Origin of the sequence: Paludisphaera sp. (assembly GCF_037189885.1) — a bacterium.
GTDB lineage: Bacteria > Planctomycetota > Planctomycetia > Isosphaerales > Isosphaeraceae > Paludisphaera.
Map to the genome: position 1 here is coordinate 63383 of NZ_JBBCIR010000031.1, position 20572 is coordinate 83954.

Consider the following 20572-nt stretch of genomic DNA (forward strand, 5'->3'; position numbering starts at 1 on the left):
AATTCCGCCGGCTCACCGCGAGACACGCCGCCCCCGCGGCTGGTATGATCCATCATCGGACGGCGCGGATCCGTACCGAAGCGGCGCGCCCGCCCGCGGCGCGTCCCCGCGCCCTGGATCGCCCCCTCGGGACGCGTCCTCCTCGCGCGCGATGGCCGGTCGGAGACTCCCTATCGTGATCGATCGAATCTGGGCGCCCTGGCGCGCGCAATATGTCTCCGGCGAGCTCGATCGCGGCGACGGCCCCTCGTGCTTCCTCTGCCGTGGGCTGGCCGAGGATCGCGACGCCGAGAACCTCATCGCCTGGCGGGGTCGGTCCACTGTCGTCGTCCTGAACCGTTATCCGTACAACAATGGGCACCTCCTGATCGCCCCGATGCGGCACCTGGGGACCCTCCAGGACTTCCGGGGGGCGGACCTCGTCGAGCCGATCGAGACGATCCGGTGGATGACCGCGATCCTCGACCGGATGATGCGACCGCAGGGCTACAACGTCGGGCTCAACCAGGGCCGGGCGGCCGGCGCGGGACTCCCGGGGCATTTGCACTGGCACGTCGTGCCCCGCTGGGACGGCGACGCCAACTTCATGCCCGTCCTGGCCGAGACCAAGGTCGTCACCGAGAGCCTCGACCGATTCCGAGAGCGACTGCGGGCCGAAATCGAGGCCGACGCGGCGGCCGGGGCGCTTCCATGAAGGAATTCGTTAGGCCTAGTCTTGCAACCGGCCGTCTCGCGGCCGATCATCGGATCATCCCGCCCCCTCCTTCCCTCCCGCGAGGTCGTCGATGCTGCTCGTATTGATCCGGATCATCTTCTTGCTCGTGGTCGCGGCGCTGGGCGTGCGGATCGCCGGCGTCGTGGGCGAGAACGACCTGGGCCGCCCCTACGTCTTCTTCACCGGCCTGATGCTGGCGGCCATCGCGTTCGTCGTGGCGGACTGGCTCACCCCTCGCAAGCGGATCCAGACGATTTCCGCCATCTATTTCGGCGTCATCGTCGGCATCTTCCTGAGCAACCTCGTCAGCGAGGCGATCCAGCCGGCGCTCCAGCAGTACATCAACCCGAAGACGCACCCGACCATCGCCAGCGTCCTGACGCTGTTCATCACCTACATCTGCATGTCGACGCTGCTCCAGACCAAGGACGACTTCCGGTTCATCATCCCCTACGTCGAGTTCTCCAAGGAGGTCAAGGGGGCCAGGCCGCTGGTGCTGGACACCTCCGTCGTCATCGACGGCCGGATCGCCGACGTGGCCGAGACCAAGGTGATCGACCAGCCGATGGTCGTCCCCCGGTTCGTCCTCCAGGAGTTGCAGGGCATCGCCGACAGCTCCGACAAGCTTCGGCGCAACCGCGGCCGACGCGGGCTGGACATCCTGAACCGGCTCCAGAAGTCGCCGGGGGTCGAGGTCCGGATCGACGACGCGGAGATCCCCGAGCTGGCCGGCGTGCGCGAGGTCGACCAGCGGCTGGTGATCCTGGCGAAGCACCTGGGGGGGAAGGTCGTCACCAACGACTACAACCTGAACAAGATCGCCCGCCTCCAGGGGGTCGAGGTCATCAACCTCAACGACCTGGCCAACGCGATGAAGCCGATCGTCCTGCCGGGCGAGAACCTCAACGTCAAGCTCATCAAGCGCGGGGAGGAGTCCGGCCAGGGGGTCGGCTACCTCGACGACGGCACGATGGTCGTCGCCGAGCAGGGGGCGTACCACCTCGGGGAGATCGTCCGCCTGACGGTGACGAGCGTCCTCCAGACGAGCGCCGGGCGGATGATCTTCGGCCGGCTAGATTCCCCCCCCCCGCCGAAAGCGCCCGGGCCGAACCAGCAGGCCCACCACGAGCCGCCCCACGGCCGCGGGCATCGCGACGCCTGATCTCCGGGGCCCTGACGGCCGGCGGTCGAACTACGCCGGCCGACGGACCGTCACGCGCACCGAGTCGTATTTCCTCCCGGCCTGGGCACCCGCCGTGGCCAGCAGCAGCGACCAGCGGGACGGGGCGCCGACGCCCCGCGTGGAGGCCCCCGTGCTCGCGGCGGCGTTGGCGGCGGCGAAGGCGAGCCGCAGCCTTTCCTCCGCCGCGGCCCAGACGGGATGGAACTGGCGGCCGTAGCCCGAGAACTCGACCGTCTCGACCTCCAGGCCGGCCAGGCGGCAAACCCCGGTCAGGCTTTTTCGCGTGAAAAAGTTCAGATGCCTGGGGACGTCCAGCCACCGCCAGGCGATGCCCGACCTTTGCATGCCGAGGCACTCGTTGTTCGGGACCTCGACGACCAGTCGGCCCGAGGGCTTCAGCAGTCCTGAGACACTCGCGAGCCCGGCGACCGGATCGATGCAGTGCTCCAGGACGTGGCACATCCAGACCAGGTCGAACGTCCCCGGCTCCACCTCCGGGGGGAGTTGCTCCGCGGTCCCGGCATACACCTCAAGGCCGAGAGACCGGGCGGTGTTTCGGGCCTTCTCGTCAATCTCGACGCCCACCACGTCCGCGCCCGCGTCGCGCATCAAGCCAAGCAACTTTCCCGAACCGCACCCGATGTCGCAGACGCGAGGGCGGCCCGCGCAGTATCGCCCGAGGGCGTCGGTCATCGGGACGCTCCGGTCGAACCGCCACGCCAGGTTGTGCAGGAGGCGATCGGGAAACGGGAGGCGACCCCCCGCGGGCCTCCCGTTCGGCGCGTGCGTGTAGTAGTTGTCCGGATAAAAGCCGCGAGCTTCCTCCGGCGTCGGCCGCGGATCGACGAAGCCGTAATCGCAGTCCCGACACCGAAAGAGCTCGTACGCCCCCCTCGAAGGGGAGGAGGTGACGATGTCCGGGACGAGGAGCCATGGTTCGGCGGAGGCATGGGCGCAAATCGGGCAGTTTCGCATTGTCGCCTCGAGGAATGCCGCGGAGAGCGCCCTTTTGGGGCGAACTCCGGCATTTTATCAGGCGACACCCCTCCTGCTGAAAATGATTCCATCGCAAAACAGGATGTTGTAAAATCGCTACCGGCCGATTCGGCAGCGAACTTAACTCGCGGCGTGTTCCGGTCGGAGGCAGCGGCCGATCTGGCGGACCGCCTGGCGGAGGCGCTGATCGTTCTCGACGAGGGCCAGGCGGAGCGAGCCCTCGCCCGGCTCGCCGAAGCCGCGTCCGGGGCTGACGGCGACGTTCGCCTCCTCCAGCAGCTTCATGGCGAAGTCGATCGATCCCATCTGGCTCCGCCAGGGCTCGGGCATGTCCGCCCAGACGAACATCCCGGCGCGAGGGGACTCGATCTCCCATCCCAGCCGCCGGAGGCCGCGGACGACCACGTCCCGGCGCTCCTGATACTCGGCGACCTGGGCGGCGCGGGCCTCCTCGCCGTGGCGAAGGGCGACGATCGAGGCGATCTGGACGGCCTGGAAGAGCCCGTAGTCGTAGTAGCCCTTGATGGCCTTGAGGGCGCCGAGCATGTCGCGGTTGCCGGCGGCGAAGCCGACGCGCCATCCGGCCATGTTGTAGCCCTTGGACATGGTGGTGAACTCGCAGCCCACCTTGATCGCGTCCTTCACCGAGAGGAAGCTCGGCGGCTGGTAGCCGTCGAAGCCGATGTCGCCGTAGGCGAAGTCGTGGATGACGAAGAAGCGGTACTTCTTCGCCAGGCCGACGATCTCCTCGAAGAAGGCCGGCTCGACCACCGTGGCGGTCGGGTTGTGGGGGTAGTTCAGGACCAGGATCTTGGGCCGGGGGTGGAGGCTCTCGCACACGCGGGCGATGTTCGCCAGCAAGGCGCGCTCGTCGCGAACGTCCAGCGAGATCACGTTCGCCGAGGCCAGGGCGATCGAGTGGATGTGGATGGGGAACGTGGGGGCGGGGGCGAGCGCCGTGTCGCCGGGGCCCAGGAGGGCCAGGCACATGTGGCTGAACCCCTCCTTGGAACCGATGGTGGCGACGACCTCGTGGTCGGGGTCGAGGGTCACGCCGAAGCGGTTCTCGTACTTGGCCGCGACCTCGCGCCTGAGGTTGTAGACGCCGTTGGCGACGCTGTAGCGATGGTTCCGCTCGTCGCGGGCGGCCTCGCAGAGCTTGTCGATGACCCAGTCCTGGGGAGGGTCGGTCGGGTTGCCCATGCCGAGGTCGATGACGTCGATCCCGGCCCTGCGCTTGCGGTACTTCAGCTCGTTGATCTTGCCGAAGAGGTACGGCGGGAGGTTGCGCACCCGGGGGGCCGCCTCGATGTCGTACCGTTCGGTCGATTCATGCTCTTCGGAACCGGGATTGGTTGTCGGATCGATCATCGAGAACTTCGCCTTCGGCCCGCGGTGGAAAGTGGCGAGCACCCGCCGTCCATCGGACCCCCCGGCGGGCTCTCGCTGCGTGATACCGGCCGTCGGGCCGTCGCCACGCGTCGGCCCGATGCCGCATTTACAATACTTCAGAGGCGGCGAATCCGGCAGGCCCTTTTTCCCCGGTTCCGCCGGGAGCGTCCGGGGGGCCCGGCGGGCCGTCGGGACCGGAGGATGTTTCGGCGATCGGCGACGTCGCCCTGAATCCGGCGGTCGGGCGAACTTTCGGTGAGCGCGGCCGGCCCGCGCGCCGATCAATACTCCTACCACCAGGCGACCCGCCGACAACGTCGCACGCGCCTCCTGATTGACCCCGCGAGCCCAGGTCACTCTGGATCATTGATAGATGTGGAAAGGGCGTCCAGGTTCGCGCCTGGACGCCCTTTCTCCTTTTCCACCTAGCCTGGCGGCCCGCCCGCTAGGGGCCGAGGCCGGCTTACTTCGTCGGCTTCGCCAGCGAGACGAAGCGTCCGGGCCCCTGGCCGGACTGGACGTAGATCGACAGGGTGTCGACGCTGGCGGCCAGCTCCTGGAACGACTTCACGTCGCCGACGGGCTGGACGCTCTTGTCGCGGACGACCTTCGTGATGACGTCCCCCTCGCGGATCTGCTCGGCCTCGGCCGGGCTCCCTTCCTTGACGGAGGCCACGAGCAGGCCGTTCACGTCCTTGGGGATGCCCAGCGACTCGGCCAGCTCGGGGGTCAGCGGCTGGACGTCGATCCCGAAGTCGGCGATGGGCGACTTCTCGGACTCCTTGGCCGTCGAGCCTTCCTCCTCGGCCTCCTTCCGCTCGCGCTCGATGTTGAAGACCACCTCCTCGGAAGGCGCGGGGACGATGGTCCCCTGCTGGCGCTTGCCCTCGCGGAAGTACTCGATGGGGAACTCCTGGCCCGCCTTGCTGGAGGCGACCTTCAGCCGGAAGATCGGGACGCTGTCGACCTTCTCGCCGCCGAAGCCGACGATGACGTCGCCCGGCTTCAGGCCGGCCTTCTCCGCCGGGCTGCCTGGGAGGACCTGCTCGGCCAGCACGCCCTTGGCGTCCTCCACGCCGAGCTGCTTGGCGAGGATCGGGGTCAGCGGCGCGAGCTGGATGCCGATCCGCGAGCGCTGGACCTTGCCGCTGGCGATGAGCTGATCGGCGACCTCGGCGGCCATGTCGATCGGGATCGCGAAGCCGATGCCGTCGTTGCCGCGGCTGCCGGTGACGATCGCCGAGTTCACGCCGACCACCTCGCCGGCCATGTTGACGAGCGGCCCGCCCGAGTTGCCCGGGTTGATCGCCGCGTCGGTCTGGATGAACGACTCGTACTCATTGATGCGGACGTTGTTCCGCTCGGTCGCCGAGATGATCCCGGTCGTCACGCTCTGGCTCAGTTCGAACGGCGAGCCGACGGCCATGACCAGGTCGCCCACCTTCACACTGGAGCTGTTCCCACGCGGCAGGGGCGGGTAGTTGGTGCTCTCCACCTTGATGACGGCGACGTCCGACTTGTCGTCGGTGCCGACCACCGTGGCGGGCAACTCGACCCCGTCGCTGAAGGCGACGACGATCTTCTCGGCGCCCTCGACGACGTGGTAGTTCGTCAGGATGTGCCCCTTGTCGTCATAGACGAACCCGGAGCCCACGCCGCCGCCGCGGCCGCCGAACTGGTTGGGCCGAACCCTCCCCTCGGGGCCGAAGAATTTCTTCAGCATCTCCTCGAGGTCCTTCATGTCGTTCGGCGTTTGCGGGCCGTTCCGGGGATTGCCCGGCATCGGGAACCGGAAGTTCCGCATGTCGGGGCCGGCCGCGGCCTTCTTCTGGACGCTGATCTGCACGGCCGACGGCTTCACGAACTCCGCGACGGCCTCGTAGGCCTGGGACAGCGCCTGGGCGACCTCCTGGCTCTTGGGGGGCAGCTTGGGGGCCGCCGGCATCGGCCTGAGAACGCCCGACGAGTTGACCAACGCGGCCGTCGAGACCACGAGGGCCGCCCAGGCGACTGGGTTTCGCTTCATCCTCGACTTCTCCTCACACTTTACTGGAATGCGACCGCGGAAATCGCGACGCCTCAACTCCTGATCCAGCATGCATTTCGACGGGATCGCGCCCGTCGGCTCGCCAACTCGCGATCCTTGGATTCCTACGACGCCCCCGCGCCAAAGGTTTGTTCTCCGGATTTTGGTTTCTTCATCTCGTTCGAATTCGGCGAGGACGCGCCGCCGCCTCGCCCGGCTCGTGATCGCGCGCGGCCTCCGCGCGCAAGCGTTTGAATATCGCCCGACCGGGGGCGATTCGGTATCCTGGACCGGCTGATTCTGGGTCATGCACCAGCGGGGGAACGCGCGACGATGGATCCGAGGGACGCCCGGCCGGGCGAGCTGGAAGCCTGGGCGGCGGAACGAGGATGCGACGCGGGGGTCGTCCGTCGGCTGCTGTCGACTGTCTTCAAGGAAGGCGTGCTGGACCCCGATCGCTGGACGGCGGAGTCGCGGATCCCGAAGCGGCTGAGCCGCGAGGTCGCTCCCACCCCCCTGCCCCGGCTGAAGCTCGACGATTCCGTGTCGTCCCCCGTCGACGGTTTCCAGAAGCTCCGCTTCCGCGCCGCCGAGGGCCTGGCGCTGGAGACGGTCCTCATCCCGCTCCACAAGGAAGGCGCGGTGAGCCTCTGCCTGTCATCGCAAATCGGCTGCGCGATGGGCTGCACGTTCTGCGCCACGGCGCGGATGACGATGCGTCGGAACCTGCGGACCTGGGAGATCATCGACCAGTTCCTCCAGGCCCGCGCGATCGTGCAGGAGCAGGGCCGGCGCGTGACGGGCGTCGTCTTCATGGGGATGGGCGAGCCGTTCCTGAATTACGACAACGTGATGGCCGCGGCCGATCTGCTGCGATGCTCGTCTGCCGGGGCGGTCGCCGCGAAGGCGATCACGATCAGCACCGTCGGCCTGGTGCCGGAGATCGACCGCTTCACCGAGGAGGGCCAGCGCTACCGCCTGGCGATCAGCCTGGGCGCGGCCACCGACGCCAAGCGCAAGGAATTGGTCCCGGTTGCCGCGCGGTGGCCGGTCGCCGACGTGGTCGCCGCGGCGCGGCGGCATGCCATCGCCCGTCGCACGCGCGTCACGCTGGCCTACGTCTGCATCTCCGGCGTCAACATGGACGAGGACGACGCCCGCGCGCTCGGCGAGCTGATCGGCGACACCCGGGTCCGCGTCGACCTCATCGAGGTGACTGACCCCACCGGGCGCTACAAGCCCCCTTCGACCGAGGAATTGCAGGCGTTCCGCGACGCCCTGACGCGGCACGTCGGCCAGCCGATCGTGCGCCGATATTCCGGCGGGAAGGACATCCAGGCCGCCTGCGGGACGCTGGCCGGGGCGGGATGACGCGGGCGGGAAGCGGGGCCTTGACACTGGCCTGAGAATCCGTACACTCATCCTCGCCCATGCCCAGGCGGCGCTCCCCCTGTTGGGGACGAGCGTACCGCGGTCGGGGCTTCATTATGGTCCACGCCGCGAGCGGCGCGGACCAACGTCGGGGGGCGGACGCGGGGCCATCGCCTTCGGGCGACGCGACCTCGCCGCCGGCCGCGGGAAACCGCGGTCCGCGACCGCCTTGCGACGGTCAGGATACCCGCCGGTCTCGCCGAGGGCCTCGCGTCCTCGGCCGATCGGCGTCAATGATCGTCCCGTGGTCGTCGATCCGTCCGGCACCAGTCCCCCGACTCGCCATCATACGATCCATCAATAATCGCGAAGCTCCCTTCCTCCGACCGGGAGGCGTCCGATCATGTTCCGCGAGAAAGTGGTCGTCCGCGAGTACGAGCGCGGCCTGCACTATCAAGACGGCCGCTTCGCGGGCGTGCTCCCGCCCGGTCGGTATCGATACTGGCGGTGGAAGGACTGGAAGGTCGACGTCGTGGACGTCCGCGAGGTCAGCCAGACCGTCGAGGGCCAGGAGATCCTGACCGCCGACAAGATCGGCGTGCGCGTCACGCTGATCGCCCAGTTCCGCGTGGTCGACCCCGTCGCCGCTCGCCATCAGGTCAGCGACTTTCGCTCTCAGCTCTACCAGGACCTCCAGCTTACGCTGCGCGAGGCCATCACCGGCCGGACGCTGGAAGACCTGCTGAAGGAGCGCTACGCCCTCTCGAAGCAACTCCGCGAGGAAGTCGCCCCGCGCGCCCTCGCCTACGGCGTCGAGCTGGCGCGAGTGGGGGTGAAGGACATGATCCTGCCGGGGACGGTCCGCGCGGTCTTCCTCCAGGAAGTCGAGGCCGACCTGAAAGGGCGGGCCGGCCTGGCCGCCGCCCGGCACGAGGTCGCCGCGGCGCGGGCCCGGGCGAACACGGCGAAGCTCGTGCAGGAAAACCCGATCATGCTCCGGCTCCAGGAGTTGGAGACGCTGTCGCAGCTCGCGTCCAAGTCGGGGAACGTCGTGGTGATCCCCGGCCTGGATCGTCTCTTCGGCGGGCCGCCCGCGTCGGATCCGGGCTCGTCGTCATGACCCCGGCCGAGCGGCTCGCCGGCCTGTTCTCGGGCCGGAGACACGTCGTCTGGGAGGGCATGCATCGCGAATTCCTGGCGGGCCTACTAGGGGTCGAGACGAGCGAGCTGGACGCGATCCGGATGGGCTCGCGCTATTATTATCGGCCAATCGCCGCCGCCAAGCCCGACGGCCGCGAGCGCCGAATCCTGGCCCCGTCGCCGGCGTTGAAGACGCTCCAGCGCCGGTTCCTCGACGCCCAACTCGCCCATAATCAGGTCCACCCGGCGGCGACGGCATTCCGACCTGGAGGTTCGACCCTGGCGCACGTCCTGCCGCACGCCCGGAACCGGACTATCGCCGCGGTGGACCTCCGCGATTTCTTCGAATCGACCCGGGGGAGTCGCGTGGCGCGATGGCTGGCGGCCGAGGGATGGGCCCCGGACACTCGACGCATCCTGATGCGCCTCTGCGTCTTCCGCGACGGCCTGCCGCAAGGCGCGCCGACCAGCCCCTGCCTGAGCAACCTCGTCAATTACCGGCTCGACGAGCGAATCGAGACGCTGACGGGGAGAACCGGCGGAGTCTACACCCGATATGGGGATGACCTGGCGTTCTCCTGGCCGGACAGTGCCCCGCCGGGCGGCTTCACGGCCGCGGTGGAGGACATCCTTGCGAGGTCGGGCTACGAGGTCCAACCCCGCAAGGGATGGCGGGTGGGGACGGCCCGCGACGGATTCGAGTTGGTGGGGCTGACGGTCCACGGCGACGGCCGGATTCGCGTCCCCCGGTCGTCGCGTTGGCGTGCCACGCTGCTCCGCTGGAATGCGAGGCTCGGAGGCGACGCCGCCGTCGCGGCGAGGGCGCGGGGGCTCGACGCCTATATCAAGATGGTGGACCGGATGTCGCGATTCCGTTGAGCCCGGGGGCTTCGAAACGCGACGAGGCGTCGGGCTGTGGCGCCGACGCCTCCGGGACGTTGCTCGGCCTGTCGGCCCGGCGATCAACCCTTGCGGGGACGCGCGAGGCGGGCGGCGTGGTGGCGGACCGCGGCGATCAGCTCCAGCGTGGCCTTGGCGAACGGACGCATGGCGGAGGTCTGGGCGACCCACTCGTCGGCGTCCGGCGCGACGACGTACTGGTGGCGGCCCAGGCGGGCCTTCATTTCGACGACGCCCTGGTCGACGAGGTAGAGGAAGACGACGAGGCGGCGTTGCAGCGGGACCCTCGACCAGTAGTCGGAGCGACAGAGGTCGTTCTCCAGGTGCATGCCGACGAAGCGGAGGGTCTCTTCGTAAAGCGCGTTCAGGTGCTCGTCATTGCGATGCGCGTTGTAGTGGGCCAGGCGGCCGTTCCAGAAGGTGGCAATTTCGCGAGGCGATGGGGCGGACAAGAGAGGTTTCCTCGGTGACGCATGAAGGGGCCGGTTTCGACGGCCCCTTCTCAATTTCTAAAGGATCGGAGTGCTCAGGGCAAGTTTCAGGCCAAGTCCCGGGGCGGTTCTCGCCGAAAACCCCCGAGGGCCCCGCGGGCTCGGCCGCTTCGTTTCGCTTTGACAGCCGGACGGCAGCCGGATACACTCGCGAAATCCCACGAAACAGCTTGCCGCTGGACGACTTGGGGGCGGCCGACGGCCTCCCGGTCGGCGACTTCAGGGCGGAAGTCGTCCGTCGGTCCCCGAACAGGACACCGGTTCGACCATGTTCCCTTTCCTCGCCGGCCTGGTGCAGCGCCGATCCTGGATCGTCCTGCTGCTCTGGATTTCAGCGACAGCCCTGCTGTTTCTTTACGCACCGCGCTGGGACGATGTGACCAAGGACGACGACGTCCGGTTCTTCCCCAGGGATTACTCGAGCGTCGTCGGCCAGGAGCTGCTGGAGCGGGGGTTCCCCCGAGACGCGTCCAGCTCGCAGGTGGTATTCGTCTTCGAACGCGCCGACGGACCGCTGACGCCGGACGACCTGGCTTACGTCGAGAAGCACGCCGCCGACTTCTATCGGTGGAGCGAGACGGTCCCGACGCTGGGCGTCAAGAAGATCGACACCCATCGCTCGCCGGTGATCGGCCCCCGGCTCGTGGGACGGGCGCACGACGGCCCCGGCCAGGCGGTGCTGTCGATCGCCTCGCTGCACGGGACGTACCTCTCGCGCAGGACGCGGATCGCCGTCGACGAGATCCTCGAGTACCTCGACCGCCAGCCCGCCCCGCCGTCGGGGCTGGTCCGCGCGGTCTCGGGGTCGGCGGTCGTCGGCCACGACATGAACACGGCGGCCAACGAGAGCGTCGAGAACACCACCACGGCCACGATCATCCTGGTCGTGGCGATCCTGCTGATCGTCTACCGGTCGCCCCTGCTGGCGATGGTCCCGCTGCTGACGATCGCCTTCTCGGTCGTCTTCTCGATGAAGGCCATCGCGTCGCTCGCGGCGGTCTCCACCCACTTCGCCGAGAAGTTCGACGCCCCGTGGATGTCGTTCCAGGTCATCAACATCACCCGCGTCTTCGTGGTGGTGGTCCTCTTCGGCGCCGGGACCGACTACTGCCTGTTCCTGATCGCCCGCTACCGCGAGGAGCTGAACCGAGGCAGGACCCGCAAGGACGCGCTCCGCGAGGCGATCGAGCAGGTCGGCGGTGCGTTGGTGGCCAGCGCGGGGACGGTGATCATCGGCCTGGGGATGCTGATCTTCTCCAGCTTCGCCAAGATCCGCTACACCGGCCCGGCGATCGCCATGAGCCTGAGCATCGCCCTGATCGCGGCCCTAACGCTGGCGCCGCTGATGCTCTCGTGGCTGGGGGGGGTGATCTTCTGGCCTTTTCGACCCCCGCGGCGCGCGACGGGCGAGGACGGGGAGATGGACGGCCTGGAGGAATCGCCGACGTCCCGCTTCTGGGTGGGCGTGTCGACGCTGGTCGTGAAGCATCCCCTCTGGATCCTGGCCATCAGCCTGGCGGCGCTGACGCCCCTGGCGGTGATCGGCGCCCAAACGACGTCCAACTACAGCCAGCTCGCCGACCTCGCGCCCGACCGGCCGAGCGTCGTCGGGGCGTCGGTGATCCGTCGCTACTTCGCGGTGGGGGAGCTGAGCCCGACGATCGCCGTCGTCGAGCACGCGAAGGTCGATTTCCGCTCGCCCGAGGGGCGCGAGAAGGTGGCCGAGGTCACGAAGCGGCTGCTCGCGGTCCCCGGCGTGGACGAGGTGCGTTCGCTGAGCCAGCCGCTCGGCCAGCCGCCGATCCCCGAGTCGGAGATGAACCTCCTCCAGAAGATGGCCGACCGCGCCCTCCGCGTCGCCGCCGACGGCCGATACGTCAGCGTGAAGCCGAAGGAGGACGAAACCCCGAACCACATCACGCGGTTCGACGTCGTCTTCGGCAGCGATCCGTTCTCCAAGCCGAGCATGGACGCGCTCTCGGCCGTCCGGGAGTCGCTGGAGACCGCCGCCATGCCCGGCGGGCCGATCCATGGCGCCGCGGCGATCGGCCTTGCCGGGTCGACCTCCGCCGTCAACGACCTGATGCGCGTCACCACGGGCGACGAGCGCAGGATGTACGTCCTGGTGACGTTGGGGGTCTACATCATCCTCGTGGGCCTGCTGCGGCGCCCGGGGACCTGCCTCTACCTCATCTTCACGGTCGTTGTTGGCTATCTGGCGTCGCTGGGGATCACGGAGTTGGTCTTCAGCAACCTGCACCGCGGGCCCGAGCCGTGGGGAGGGCTGGACTGGACGGTCGGCTTCTTCCTGTTCGTGATCCTGGTGGCCGTGGGCGAGGACTACAACATCCTGCTGATGGCCCGCGTGATCGAGGAGGAGGCCAAGCACGGCGTCGTCGAGGGGACGCGCCGGGCGGTCGCGCACACCGGCGGCATCATCAGCTCGTGCGGGCTCATCATGGCCGGCACGTTCGGCTCGATGCTCACCGGCAGCCTGACCTCGCTGCGGGAGCTGGGCTTTTCGCTGGGGCTGGGCGTGCTGCTGGACACCTTCCTCGTCCGCCCGATCCTCGTGCCCGCGTTCGTCGTCGTCGCGGGCAAGCTCTGGAACGACGTCGGCCCGGACAGGGCGAAAGCCGCTCCGGCCGCCCTGCTCGACCCCTCCGCCAACGGCAAGGCGCGAGACCACCAGGAGACCGACGCGGCGCTCGTGCCGGATGCCGTCGACTCCTGCCTGGGAGAGTTCTACGAGGACTAAGGATGCCCGGGCCGGCTCGATCCCGGTCCCATTTCCTGGCGAGCCGACGGGGACCGACGCCATGCCGGCGACGGCTCCGCGGCGGCGATGGTCGCGTGGGCCCACCGAGCGGAGCCACGCACGCGTCCCCCTGCCTCACGAGAGCAGGAGCGCGTGAACCATGAGCCGAGTCGGACGTCGGCGCGTCTCGCGACCACCGCCGACGCGGGCTCGGGACGTCGGCCCGGCGGGAGACGGAGGCGCGTTGCACGGACGCTGAGCGTAGGGCGTCGCTGGACGACTCCGGGCCTCCGGCTCATGCTGGCTGGGTAGGCTTGGCGCGGGTCCACGTCGGCCGCGCGATCGATCCGTCGGCGCGCCCACGTCGGCGGCCGTCGCTCCCCGCCTCAGCGCAGTTCGAGAAGCGTCTCGATCCCCTGCCAGAGCAGGAAGCCGCCGCCGAGGATGAACAGGACGTCCATCGCGATGAAGCGGCCGAAGATCCCGGCCGCCAGATCCAGGGAGAAGATCAGGACGATGATCGCCGCCACGGCGACCGCGCAATAGGTGATGACCTTCTCTAGCTCCATGACGCCACGCTCCGCTCGGTCGGGATGGTAAACGGCCCTCGTCGCATACAACTTACCACAATTCTCGCCCGGGGCGAGGGATCGGGCCGCCGCGACGGGGGCGAAATTCAGGGTAGGGTGAACGCGATGCCGAACCGCGCCAGTCGTTGGCGCAGGACCTCCACACCGGATTCGGGGACCACGACCGTCGTGGGTCCCAGGCGTTCGCCCAGCAAATCCCGGGTGTCGGGGTGCTGGATCACGCCGTCGAGCGTCTCGGCGGACGGGGCGGCCAGCACCAGGAGCCGTCGCGCGGGCCAGGGATCGGGACGCGGGTCGAGGTCGGTCGTCGACCGGAGCATGAGCCGGATCGCCGGCGAGAGTTCCTGCCCCGTGCGGCGGCGGAACCAGTCGGCCATGGCGGCGGGGGTCAGCCCGGCGTCCAGGGCCCGGTCCAGCGAGGCGGAAGTGACGATGAACCGGCGACGCCCCCCCCTGCCGGCCGTCGCGCGGTCCTCGTCGGCGAAGCTCCCCAACTCGGCCTCGGCCAGGAGGTCGGATCGCGATGGCTCCAGGGTCAGCGTGACGCCGTCGTCCTCGACGGCGACGCAGCGATCCGGGGGGAGGCGGTAGTCGCGGGCGGCCGTGGTGCTGATCCGGGCGGTCGGGACGTCCTGGGCGTCCTCGGCTAGGATGTAGCGGTCGGCCACGGCCAGGAACGGTCGTCGCGTCGACGCCTCGGCCATCCACGACTCCAGCGCCCGGTCTCGATCCTCGCGAGAGCTGAACTCGACGAGCGTGGCGGCCGGGTGGAACGTCACCTGCTCGCGGCGGCCGGCCCAGCGGTCGACGGCGTCCTTCACGCTCCCCGGCAGGGCGCGCTGGCCATGCCTCGCCAGGACTTCCTGGATGTCCGCGGCCGTCATCCCCGACTCCAGGCCGAGAGCCACCGACTCCTGCGTGAGCTTCAGCTCGACCGCCGCGCCGATCCGCGACCACCAGGCGAAGCGGCTGAGCAGGCCGACGATCGGCGGGGTGAGCCCCTGTCGGTAGGCGATGACCTCCAGGTTGGGCTGGACGAACAGGAACTGGTCGAACGAAGGCCGGGGGGGAGGCGGCGGCCCCGTCGCCAGCACGTATCGGCCCAGCGGGGTGAGCTGGACCGCGCGACGTCGCGTGCCCTCCTCCTCCCCCGCGCGGACCAGGCCGAGGGCATAGGCCCCGCCCAGGACGATCCGCTCCAGGATCTGGGCCGCTCGCGCGTGCCCCTGGCCTTTCCTCGCCCCCCCCCTGGCCCGCCGGCCGCCCGTCGCCGCTTCGTCCGGCGCGCCGAGGCGATCCCAGCCGGGGGCGTCGGCGTTGAGCGACTGGAAGAGGGCGTCGATGGTGGTCCAGGCTTCGGGGTCGAGGGCCGCCAGGCGAAGCAGCACGGCGGGCCGCAGGCAGGCCGACGGCGGGTCGGACGTCGGGGGCGATTCCGGCGACGGCTCGCCGCGCTCGTCCCAGGAACGCAGCCCGAGCCAGGCCGAGGCGAGCATCTGGGGGAGGTGCAGGGCGTTCTCGGCCCAGAACTCGGCGGGGGCGGCCCGCAGCGAATCGTCGGAGCGGTCGACCGCGAGGAGGCCGACGCGACGGGCCAGGCCCATCCAGAGCGACGGCAGGTCCGGCAGCTCGGCGAGGGCGTCGTCGACCGGCGCCGCCAGCAGCCCGCCTTCCTCGATCCGCTCGCGGTCGCGCTTGTACAGGACGCCCTGCTGGGTCCGCCGCAGCGGCCCCGCGCCGGCGCGCTGCCAGAGGGCCGCCAGCCGGATGACCGGCTCCAGGCCGTCGGACTCGCGGGCCCGCGAGACCGTCCCCGCGACCTCCGGCGCCGCCGCCGCGATGGGGAGCCGCCCCCCTTGCGTCAGCGCCGGGTGGGCCCAGACCTCCAGCTCTCCGTCCGCGTCGGACACGACGAGCGCCGCCATGTCGGTCGCCTCGCGGTCGGGCGGGATCTCCACGGCCAGCAGCCCGCGACGGGCCAGGCCGGCGAGCGTGGCGTCGGCGTCGACCCCCAGCATGGCGAGGGCCAGGCGGAGCCCGGCCAGCGGCCAGGACCTCGCCTCGGTCAGCCCGAACAGCCCGAGCGCAGCGCGGTCGGCGTCGGAGAGCTCCCGACGCGCCTCGCGGCTCCCCAGGGGGTCGTCGAGCAGGTCGGTCAACTCGCCGGCGAGCGTCGGCGCGCGCGCGGCTTCGGACTCGTGGCCGCGCGCCTGGGCGACGAGTCGGAGCGTGGCGAGCGGGAGCCGCCCCAGCAGGGTGCGGAAGACGAACCGGGGGTCGGCGTCGTCCGCGAACGGGCTGGCGGGTCGTGGGGCCGGGGGGCCGGCGGCGGGGCTGGGCGTCGAGGCCATGTCTGCGTCGTCCCTCGCCTCAGCGCGCGATCCGCGGGGTGTGGCCCATCTTCCGAAGCTCCTCGACGGCGCCGTCGGCCTCGTCGGGCTTGACCAGCAGCACGGTGTCCGACAGCCGCGCCAGGATCAGCCGGGACAGCGACTTCCGCGCCAGCAGCTCCTCCGCGATCACTGGCTCGGACGTCCGGATCAACGTCACGTTGCGGTGCATCTTGACGGGAATCCGGGCGTTCGCTCGCGACATCGGGGTCTCTCAAGGGTGCGGATCGGATCGGGCGGGGCCGGGCCTCGGCGTCAGCCGGCGGACTTCGACGACTCGTGGACCTCGGCGATTACGTCGGCCTCGTCGAGGATCTCGTAACTATACCCCTGCTCCGTCAGGAAGAGCTGGCGGTGGTGGGCGAAATCGGTCTCGCGGGTGTCGCGCGTGACCAGGGTGTAGAAGCAGGCGGGGCGCTCCCCCTCCTTCGGCCGGAGGATCCGCCCCAGGCGCTGGGCCTCCTCCTGGCGGCTGCCGAACGTCCCGGAGACCTGGACCATGACGTTGGCGTCCGGGAGGTCGATCGCGAAGTTCCCCACCTTCGACAGCACCATCCGGCGCAGCTCGCCGCGGCGGAACCGGGCGTAGAGCTCCTCGCGCTCGGCGTTGCCGGTGGACCCGGTGATGAGGGGGAGGTCGAAGCGATCGGCGATCCGCCTGAGCTGCTTGAGGTACTGGCCGATGATGAGGACGCGATCCTCGGGGTGGTCGTGACGCTCCAGGAGGCGTTCGACGACGTCATCCTTGCCGGGGTTCTCGCTGGCGAGGCGGAACTTGTCGCGCCACTCGGCGACGGCGTATTCCATCCGACGGTTGGGGTCGAGGCCGAGGCGGATCTCGTGGCACTGGGCCTCGGCGATCCAGCCCCTGGACTCCAGCACGCGCCAGGGGACGTCGTACTTCTTCGGCCCGATGAGGCTGAAGACGTCCTCCTCGCGGTGGTCCTCGCGGACGAGCGTGGCGGTCAGGCCGAGCCTTCGCCGGGCCTGGATGTCGGCCGTGACGCGGAAGACCGGGGCCGGCAGCAGGTGGACTTCATCATAGATGATGAGGCCCCAGTCGCGGCTGTTGAACAGGCCGAAGTGGGGGAAGTCGCCGTTCTTCTTGGGGCGGTAGGTGACGATCTGGTAGGTCGCCAGCGTGACCGGGGCGATGGCCTTGGAGTCGCCGGTGTAGGTGGCGACCATCGACTCGTCCAGGTCGGTCTTGTCGAGGATCTCGCGGCGCCACTGCTCGACCGACGTGGTGCTGGTGGTCAGGACCAGCGTCTCGGTCTTGATCTGGGCCAGGGCCGCGATCCCCACGATGGTCTTGCCCGCGCCGCAGGGGAGGACGATGACGCCCGAGCCCCCCTTCACGTCGCCGCCGGCGTGGAAGGTGTCGACCGCCCCGCGCTGGTAGTCGCGGACCTGGAACGGGCGGCCCGATTTGGCCGTCTCGCGCAGGTTGACCGCGAGCGCCGCCCCCTGGGCGTAGCCGGCGAGGTCTTCCGCCGGGTAGCCGACGGCGATGAGCCCCTGCTTCAGCACCCCGCGATCCAGGGCCTCGACGGCGAAGCTGACGTCGTCCAGGCGCTCGCCGAGATACTCGCGCACGCCCTTCTGGCGGGCCAGCTCCTCGATGAGCGGCTTGTCGGAGGCGACCAGCCGGAGGCTGCCGTCGACGCGCCGGAGCTTCACCCGCCCGTAGCGGCCCACGAGGTCGCGCAGGTCGGCCGGCAGACTCGTCGGCAGCGGGAACTTGGAGTACTTCTCCAGCCGCTCGACCATCTCGTCGGCCGACATCCCCGCCGCGGCGGCGTTCCAGAGCGACAGGGCGGAGAGGCGATACGTATGGATGTGCTCGGGGCTCTTCTCCAGCTCGGCGAACGGCGCGACGGCGTCGCGGGCCTCGGCGTGCAGCGGGTTGTCCACCTCCAGGAGGATCGTCTTGTCCCCCTGGACGATCAGCGGGTTGGCCGGGTTGTACTGCATGGGCTCCTTGCCGGTTCGTATCGAATCGGATCCAGGCGAGTCGAGCGGGCCGTCCGTCGTGAATCGAGACCGGGACCTACCACCGCGAACGCTCCATGGTAGACGCCCCTTTCCGGACTCGCAAGGTCACGAACCGCCGACGGCGCGGGCGGCGGCCCGTCGAACTCCCCCATGGCCCAAGTATACCGACCGACCGCCCGAACTTGGCTTCGTTCGTCGCGTCCCCATCCCGGCGATTCACGCCTAAACGTCACTTCATCAAGGGGTTGCGCCGCGTCGAAGTTGGCTTCGTTCGTCGTATTCGATGTGGTTCCTCAATCGCCAGGGGATCGAGGAAATCGCGAGCCGCCCGCGCCCCGGACGGACGCGGATGATTCTCAGGGGCCAGACGCATGGCCCAGGGGCCGCCGGCTGCTCGGTGGATGGGGGCCGACGCCGCGAAACAGCCCGGCGACGCGATAGCCCGAGGTGGAGTCTCCCTCCATGACGAAACGGTAATGGAAGTCCTCCCCGTCGTTCGCCCCCTTCAGATAGATCATCATCGCCCTTTGCCCCATCATGGGCTCGTAGTCGGTCGCCCTGACCCGCGTGGGGAACGACTCAGGGTGCAGGCGGGCGATCGCCCCGGGCAGCTTTTCGGGCGTGAACTCCTGGGCCAACGTCGGCGACAGGAGCTCGCGCGCCTTCGCTTCGTCGCGATCGACGAACGCGGCTTGCGCGAAGGCCCTTGCCGCCTCGGCCGCCATGTCCTGGTCGTGATGGATGATGCTGACGCAGGAAGTCAGCGAGCCGAGGGTGATCGAAACCGCCAGAACGCGCCTCATGTGACCCACCGTCCTCGTCGCCGACACTCGACGCTCGACCGCCCTAAACGCTCCGAGCCACGGTCCGGCGTGTCGAGCCGGCGGCGGACCGTAGGCCGTCCGGCCATGTCCGAAATCGAGTTGCCAAGGAGCGCGGCCATCGATCTTCGGTAGACTCCGCGGGCGACTCCTCGCGATTTCACAAATCTCCCGGCCGAGGCAAAAATCCCCGGGGGCCCGACATGGACGCCTCCAGGGGGGCTAATCCTTGGGCGTCGGGGACGTTTCGCCGCTCTCTCGACTCGGTATCACCCGGACGCGGTTGCGATAGACCCCGGGGCGATGCCCGAGACAGTCCCAGCCACGGCCGACGGATGTCGACGCGAGCGAAATATAGATGAAAGCGGCGGAGGATGGTCGGTCGCCAGACAGGCTGAACTCGATCGAGTTGGCGGGGACGCCCCACCCGGCGGTCGGTGAAGGCTGGACGTCAGCCTGGGCCGACCAGTCCTCCAGGACGATCCGAGCGACGGCCCGGTCCTCGTCGAACAGCTCGATCGTCAACGGGTCGCCGCGTCTCAGGGGACCGGACGCAAGCTCCCGGAAAGGCCCTTTCTCGCCGTCCGTCGCCTCGACCACGCGGAATCGCCCCGAGGCGTCCATGAAGGCGAAGCGCAGGGGGCGGCCGACGGGATAATCCGCCGGCACCACCTCGACACGCGCGTCCGGACAGGGCGAGAACCCCAGCGCCAGCCGTCGATGCCCCGAAACGTCGACGTCGCAGAAGCTGTTGAGGTGAGACCAGACGGTCGCCGGCAGGTCGGCCCTCGACTCCATGGACACCTCGCCATCGACTCCCTCGACTCGAAGCGCGGCCTCGTAGTCGGCCCGATACCGGAGGTCGAGCCCGTCCGGGATGGTCGCCGCCCCGACGAGCCGCGGCCTCGGGCCTTCGCGGAGCACCGCCGGCACCAGGACCGTCGGCGCGCCGTCGGGGGAGCGGGCCAGGAAACGCAGCAGCGGTTGCACCGTGATCCGGAGCGGCTTCGCCCGGATCGTCGTCGAGCCGTCGCCTGGGCTGATGAAGACGCGGTCGCCTAGCACCCGGGGAGGCTCCGCGAGGGCGTCGATGGCGGTGATCGCCACGGCACCCGACGGGACGGTCGCGGCGGGAGGGGGCCTGAAGCCGATCGGGATCGCCCCGCCGATCAGGAATCCCACGAGCGCCCCGATCGCGAGGGATCGACGCGGGGGTCCGGCTCCTCCCCGGAAAGCGGCCGGGACGCCCGCGACCATCGCCGACGCGCCCAGGAGCGTGACGATCGAAAGCCGCGCGAAGGTGACCGGGAACGCCAGGACGGCCGTCGCCGTCCCCGAGATCCATGCGGCGGGGAGCCCGGCGAGGACCGCCACAAACAGGGATCGGCGGTCGGCACGGGCCGCCCAGAGCGCCGTCGCCATGGCCACGAGCACGAGCGGAGGGGCGACGCGGTTCGTCCAGAATCGCGGGCTCGCGACCGCGAATCCGCCCGGCGACAGCCACCACCACCCGGCCGCGGCCGAGGCGTGGGCGAGCAGGGCGAACAGCCAGAAGACGCGCCACGGAGCGGCCATCCGTCCCCCTCACGTCGGCCTGACGACCCGACACTTTTTCCGCCATGGACGCGAAGCGGGTTCCCGCCACGAATCTCCCCCCTTCACCCCTCGTGGGAGAAGGTGGCCGAAGGCCGGATGAGGGGGCGACCGGCGGCGTCCCTCGGGCAAGGCCCGCGCCACGAGAGACGGGCCCACGGCCCTCGGTCGCGCGCCCCCTCATCCGCCCCTCCGGGGCACCTTCTCCCAC

At 69.7% G+C, this 20572-nt stretch carries 16 protein-coding genes; 6 read left to right on the forward strand and 10 right to left on the reverse strand.

Translation table 11 applies throughout. The features are described from left to right. The first annotated feature begins 175 nt into the window (after positions 1–175). Together WG209_RS11645 and WG209_RS11650 are read left to right on the forward strand one after the other, a co-directional pair. Positions 176–694 carry an HIT domain-containing protein gene (locus WG209_RS11645; RefSeq protein ID WP_337175213.1) on the forward strand — a complete coding sequence of 173 codons (519 nt, stop codon included), beginning with the start codon at positions 176–178 and terminating at the stop codon, positions 692–694. Positions 695–785: 91 nt separating this feature from the next. Next, complete coding sequence (locus WG209_RS11650) at positions 786–1877, forward strand: PIN domain-containing protein (RefSeq protein WP_337175214.1); 1092 nt, start codon at positions 786–788, stop codon at positions 1875–1877. Positions 1878–1907: 30 nt separating this feature from the next. On the opposite strand, the gene WG209_RS11655 is transcribed toward WG209_RS11650, so the two are convergent. The 3 genes from WG209_RS11655 to WG209_RS11665 all read right to left on the reverse strand — a co-directional run bounded on the left by WG209_RS11655 (position 1908) and on the right by WG209_RS11665 (position 6312). Continuing rightward, positions 1908–2873: a class I SAM-dependent methyltransferase gene (locus tag WG209_RS11655; protein WP_337175215.1), complete on the reverse strand. Its 966-nt coding sequence runs from the start codon at positions 2871–2873 to the stop codon at positions 1908–1910. A 141-nt stretch (positions 2874–3014) separates the two neighbouring features. Next, positions 3015–4265, reverse strand: a complete 1251-nt coding sequence (locus WG209_RS11660) for an aminotransferase class I/II-fold pyridoxal phosphate-dependent enzyme (RefSeq protein ID WP_337175216.1) — start codon at positions 4263–4265, stop codon at positions 3015–3017. 484 nt (positions 4266–4749) lie between these two features. After that, positions 4750–6312 carry a trypsin-like peptidase domain-containing protein gene (locus WG209_RS11665; protein WP_337175217.1) on the reverse strand — a complete coding sequence of 521 codons (1563 nt, stop codon included), beginning with the start codon at positions 6310–6312 and terminating at the stop codon, positions 4750–4752. 333 nt (positions 6313–6645) lie between these two features. Between WG209_RS11665 and WG209_RS11670 the strand changes: the two genes are divergently transcribed. The 3 genes from WG209_RS11670 (at position 6646) to WG209_RS11680 (ending at position 9702) form a co-directional block, all read left to right on the forward strand. Then, entirely contained in the window at positions 6646–7683 is a 1038-nt protein-coding gene (locus WG209_RS11670; RefSeq protein ID WP_337175218.1) for a radical SAM protein, read from the forward strand. Positions 7684–8086: 403 nt separating this feature from the next. Further along, positions 8087–8803: a slipin family protein gene (locus WG209_RS11675; RefSeq protein ID WP_337175219.1), complete on the forward strand. Its 717-nt coding sequence runs from the start codon at positions 8087–8089 to the stop codon at positions 8801–8803. Then, a complete protein-coding gene (locus WG209_RS11680) occupies positions 8800–9702 on the forward strand; it encodes a reverse transcriptase domain-containing protein (protein ID WP_337175220.1) in 903 nt (300 codons plus the stop codon). The genes WG209_RS11675 and WG209_RS11680 overlap by 4 nt, the downstream gene beginning before the upstream one ends. An 83-nt stretch (positions 9703–9785) precedes the next feature. On the opposite strand, the gene WG209_RS11685 is transcribed toward WG209_RS11680, so the two are convergent. Continuing rightward, positions 9786–10175 carry a hypothetical protein gene (locus WG209_RS11685; protein ID WP_337175221.1) on the reverse strand — a complete coding sequence of 130 codons (390 nt, stop codon included), beginning with the start codon at positions 10173–10175 and terminating at the stop codon, positions 9786–9788. Positions 10176–10482: 307 nt separating this feature from the next. Here WG209_RS11685 and WG209_RS11690 point away from each other — a divergent pair, with 307 nt between their 5' ends. Continuing rightward, positions 10483–12972, forward strand: a complete 2490-nt coding sequence (locus WG209_RS11690) for an MMPL family transporter (protein ID WP_337175222.1) — start codon at positions 10483–10485, stop codon at positions 12970–12972. 386 nt (positions 12973–13358) lie between these two features. Here WG209_RS11690 and WG209_RS11695 read toward each other — a convergent pair whose 3' ends face one another. The 6 genes from WG209_RS11695 to WG209_RS11720 all read right to left on the reverse strand — a co-directional run bounded on the left by WG209_RS11695 (position 13359) and on the right by WG209_RS11720 (position 20343). Further along, positions 13359–13541, reverse strand: coding sequence for a hypothetical protein (locus WG209_RS11695; RefSeq protein ID WP_337175223.1), 183 nt, complete (start codon positions 13539–13541; stop codon positions 13359–13361). A 107-nt stretch (positions 13542–13648) separates the two neighbouring features. After that, positions 13649–15913 carry a helicase-associated domain-containing protein gene (locus tag WG209_RS11700; protein WP_337175224.1) on the reverse strand — a complete coding sequence of 755 codons (2265 nt, stop codon included), beginning with the start codon at positions 15911–15913 and terminating at the stop codon, positions 13649–13651. Positions 15914–15932: 19 nt separating this feature from the next. Further along, a complete protein-coding gene (locus WG209_RS11705) occupies positions 15933–16157 on the reverse strand; it encodes a hypothetical protein (protein ID WP_337175225.1) in 225 nt (74 codons plus the stop codon). Between the two features lie 50 nt (positions 16158–16207). Next, positions 16208–17926, reverse strand: a complete 1719-nt coding sequence (locus WG209_RS11710) for a DNA repair helicase XPB (protein ID WP_337175226.1) — start codon at positions 17924–17926, stop codon at positions 16208–16210. A 377-nt stretch (positions 17927–18303) separates the two neighbouring features. Then, a complete protein-coding gene (locus WG209_RS11715; RefSeq protein WP_337175227.1) occupies positions 18304–18750 on the reverse strand; it encodes a hypothetical protein in 447 nt (148 codons plus the stop codon). A 240-nt stretch (positions 18751–18990) separates the two neighbouring features. Then, on the reverse strand, positions 18991–20343 hold the full coding sequence (locus tag WG209_RS11720; protein ID WP_337175228.1) for a hypothetical protein: 1353 nt from the start codon (positions 20341–20343) through the stop codon (positions 18991–18993). Positions 20344–20572: the final 229 nt, after the last annotated feature.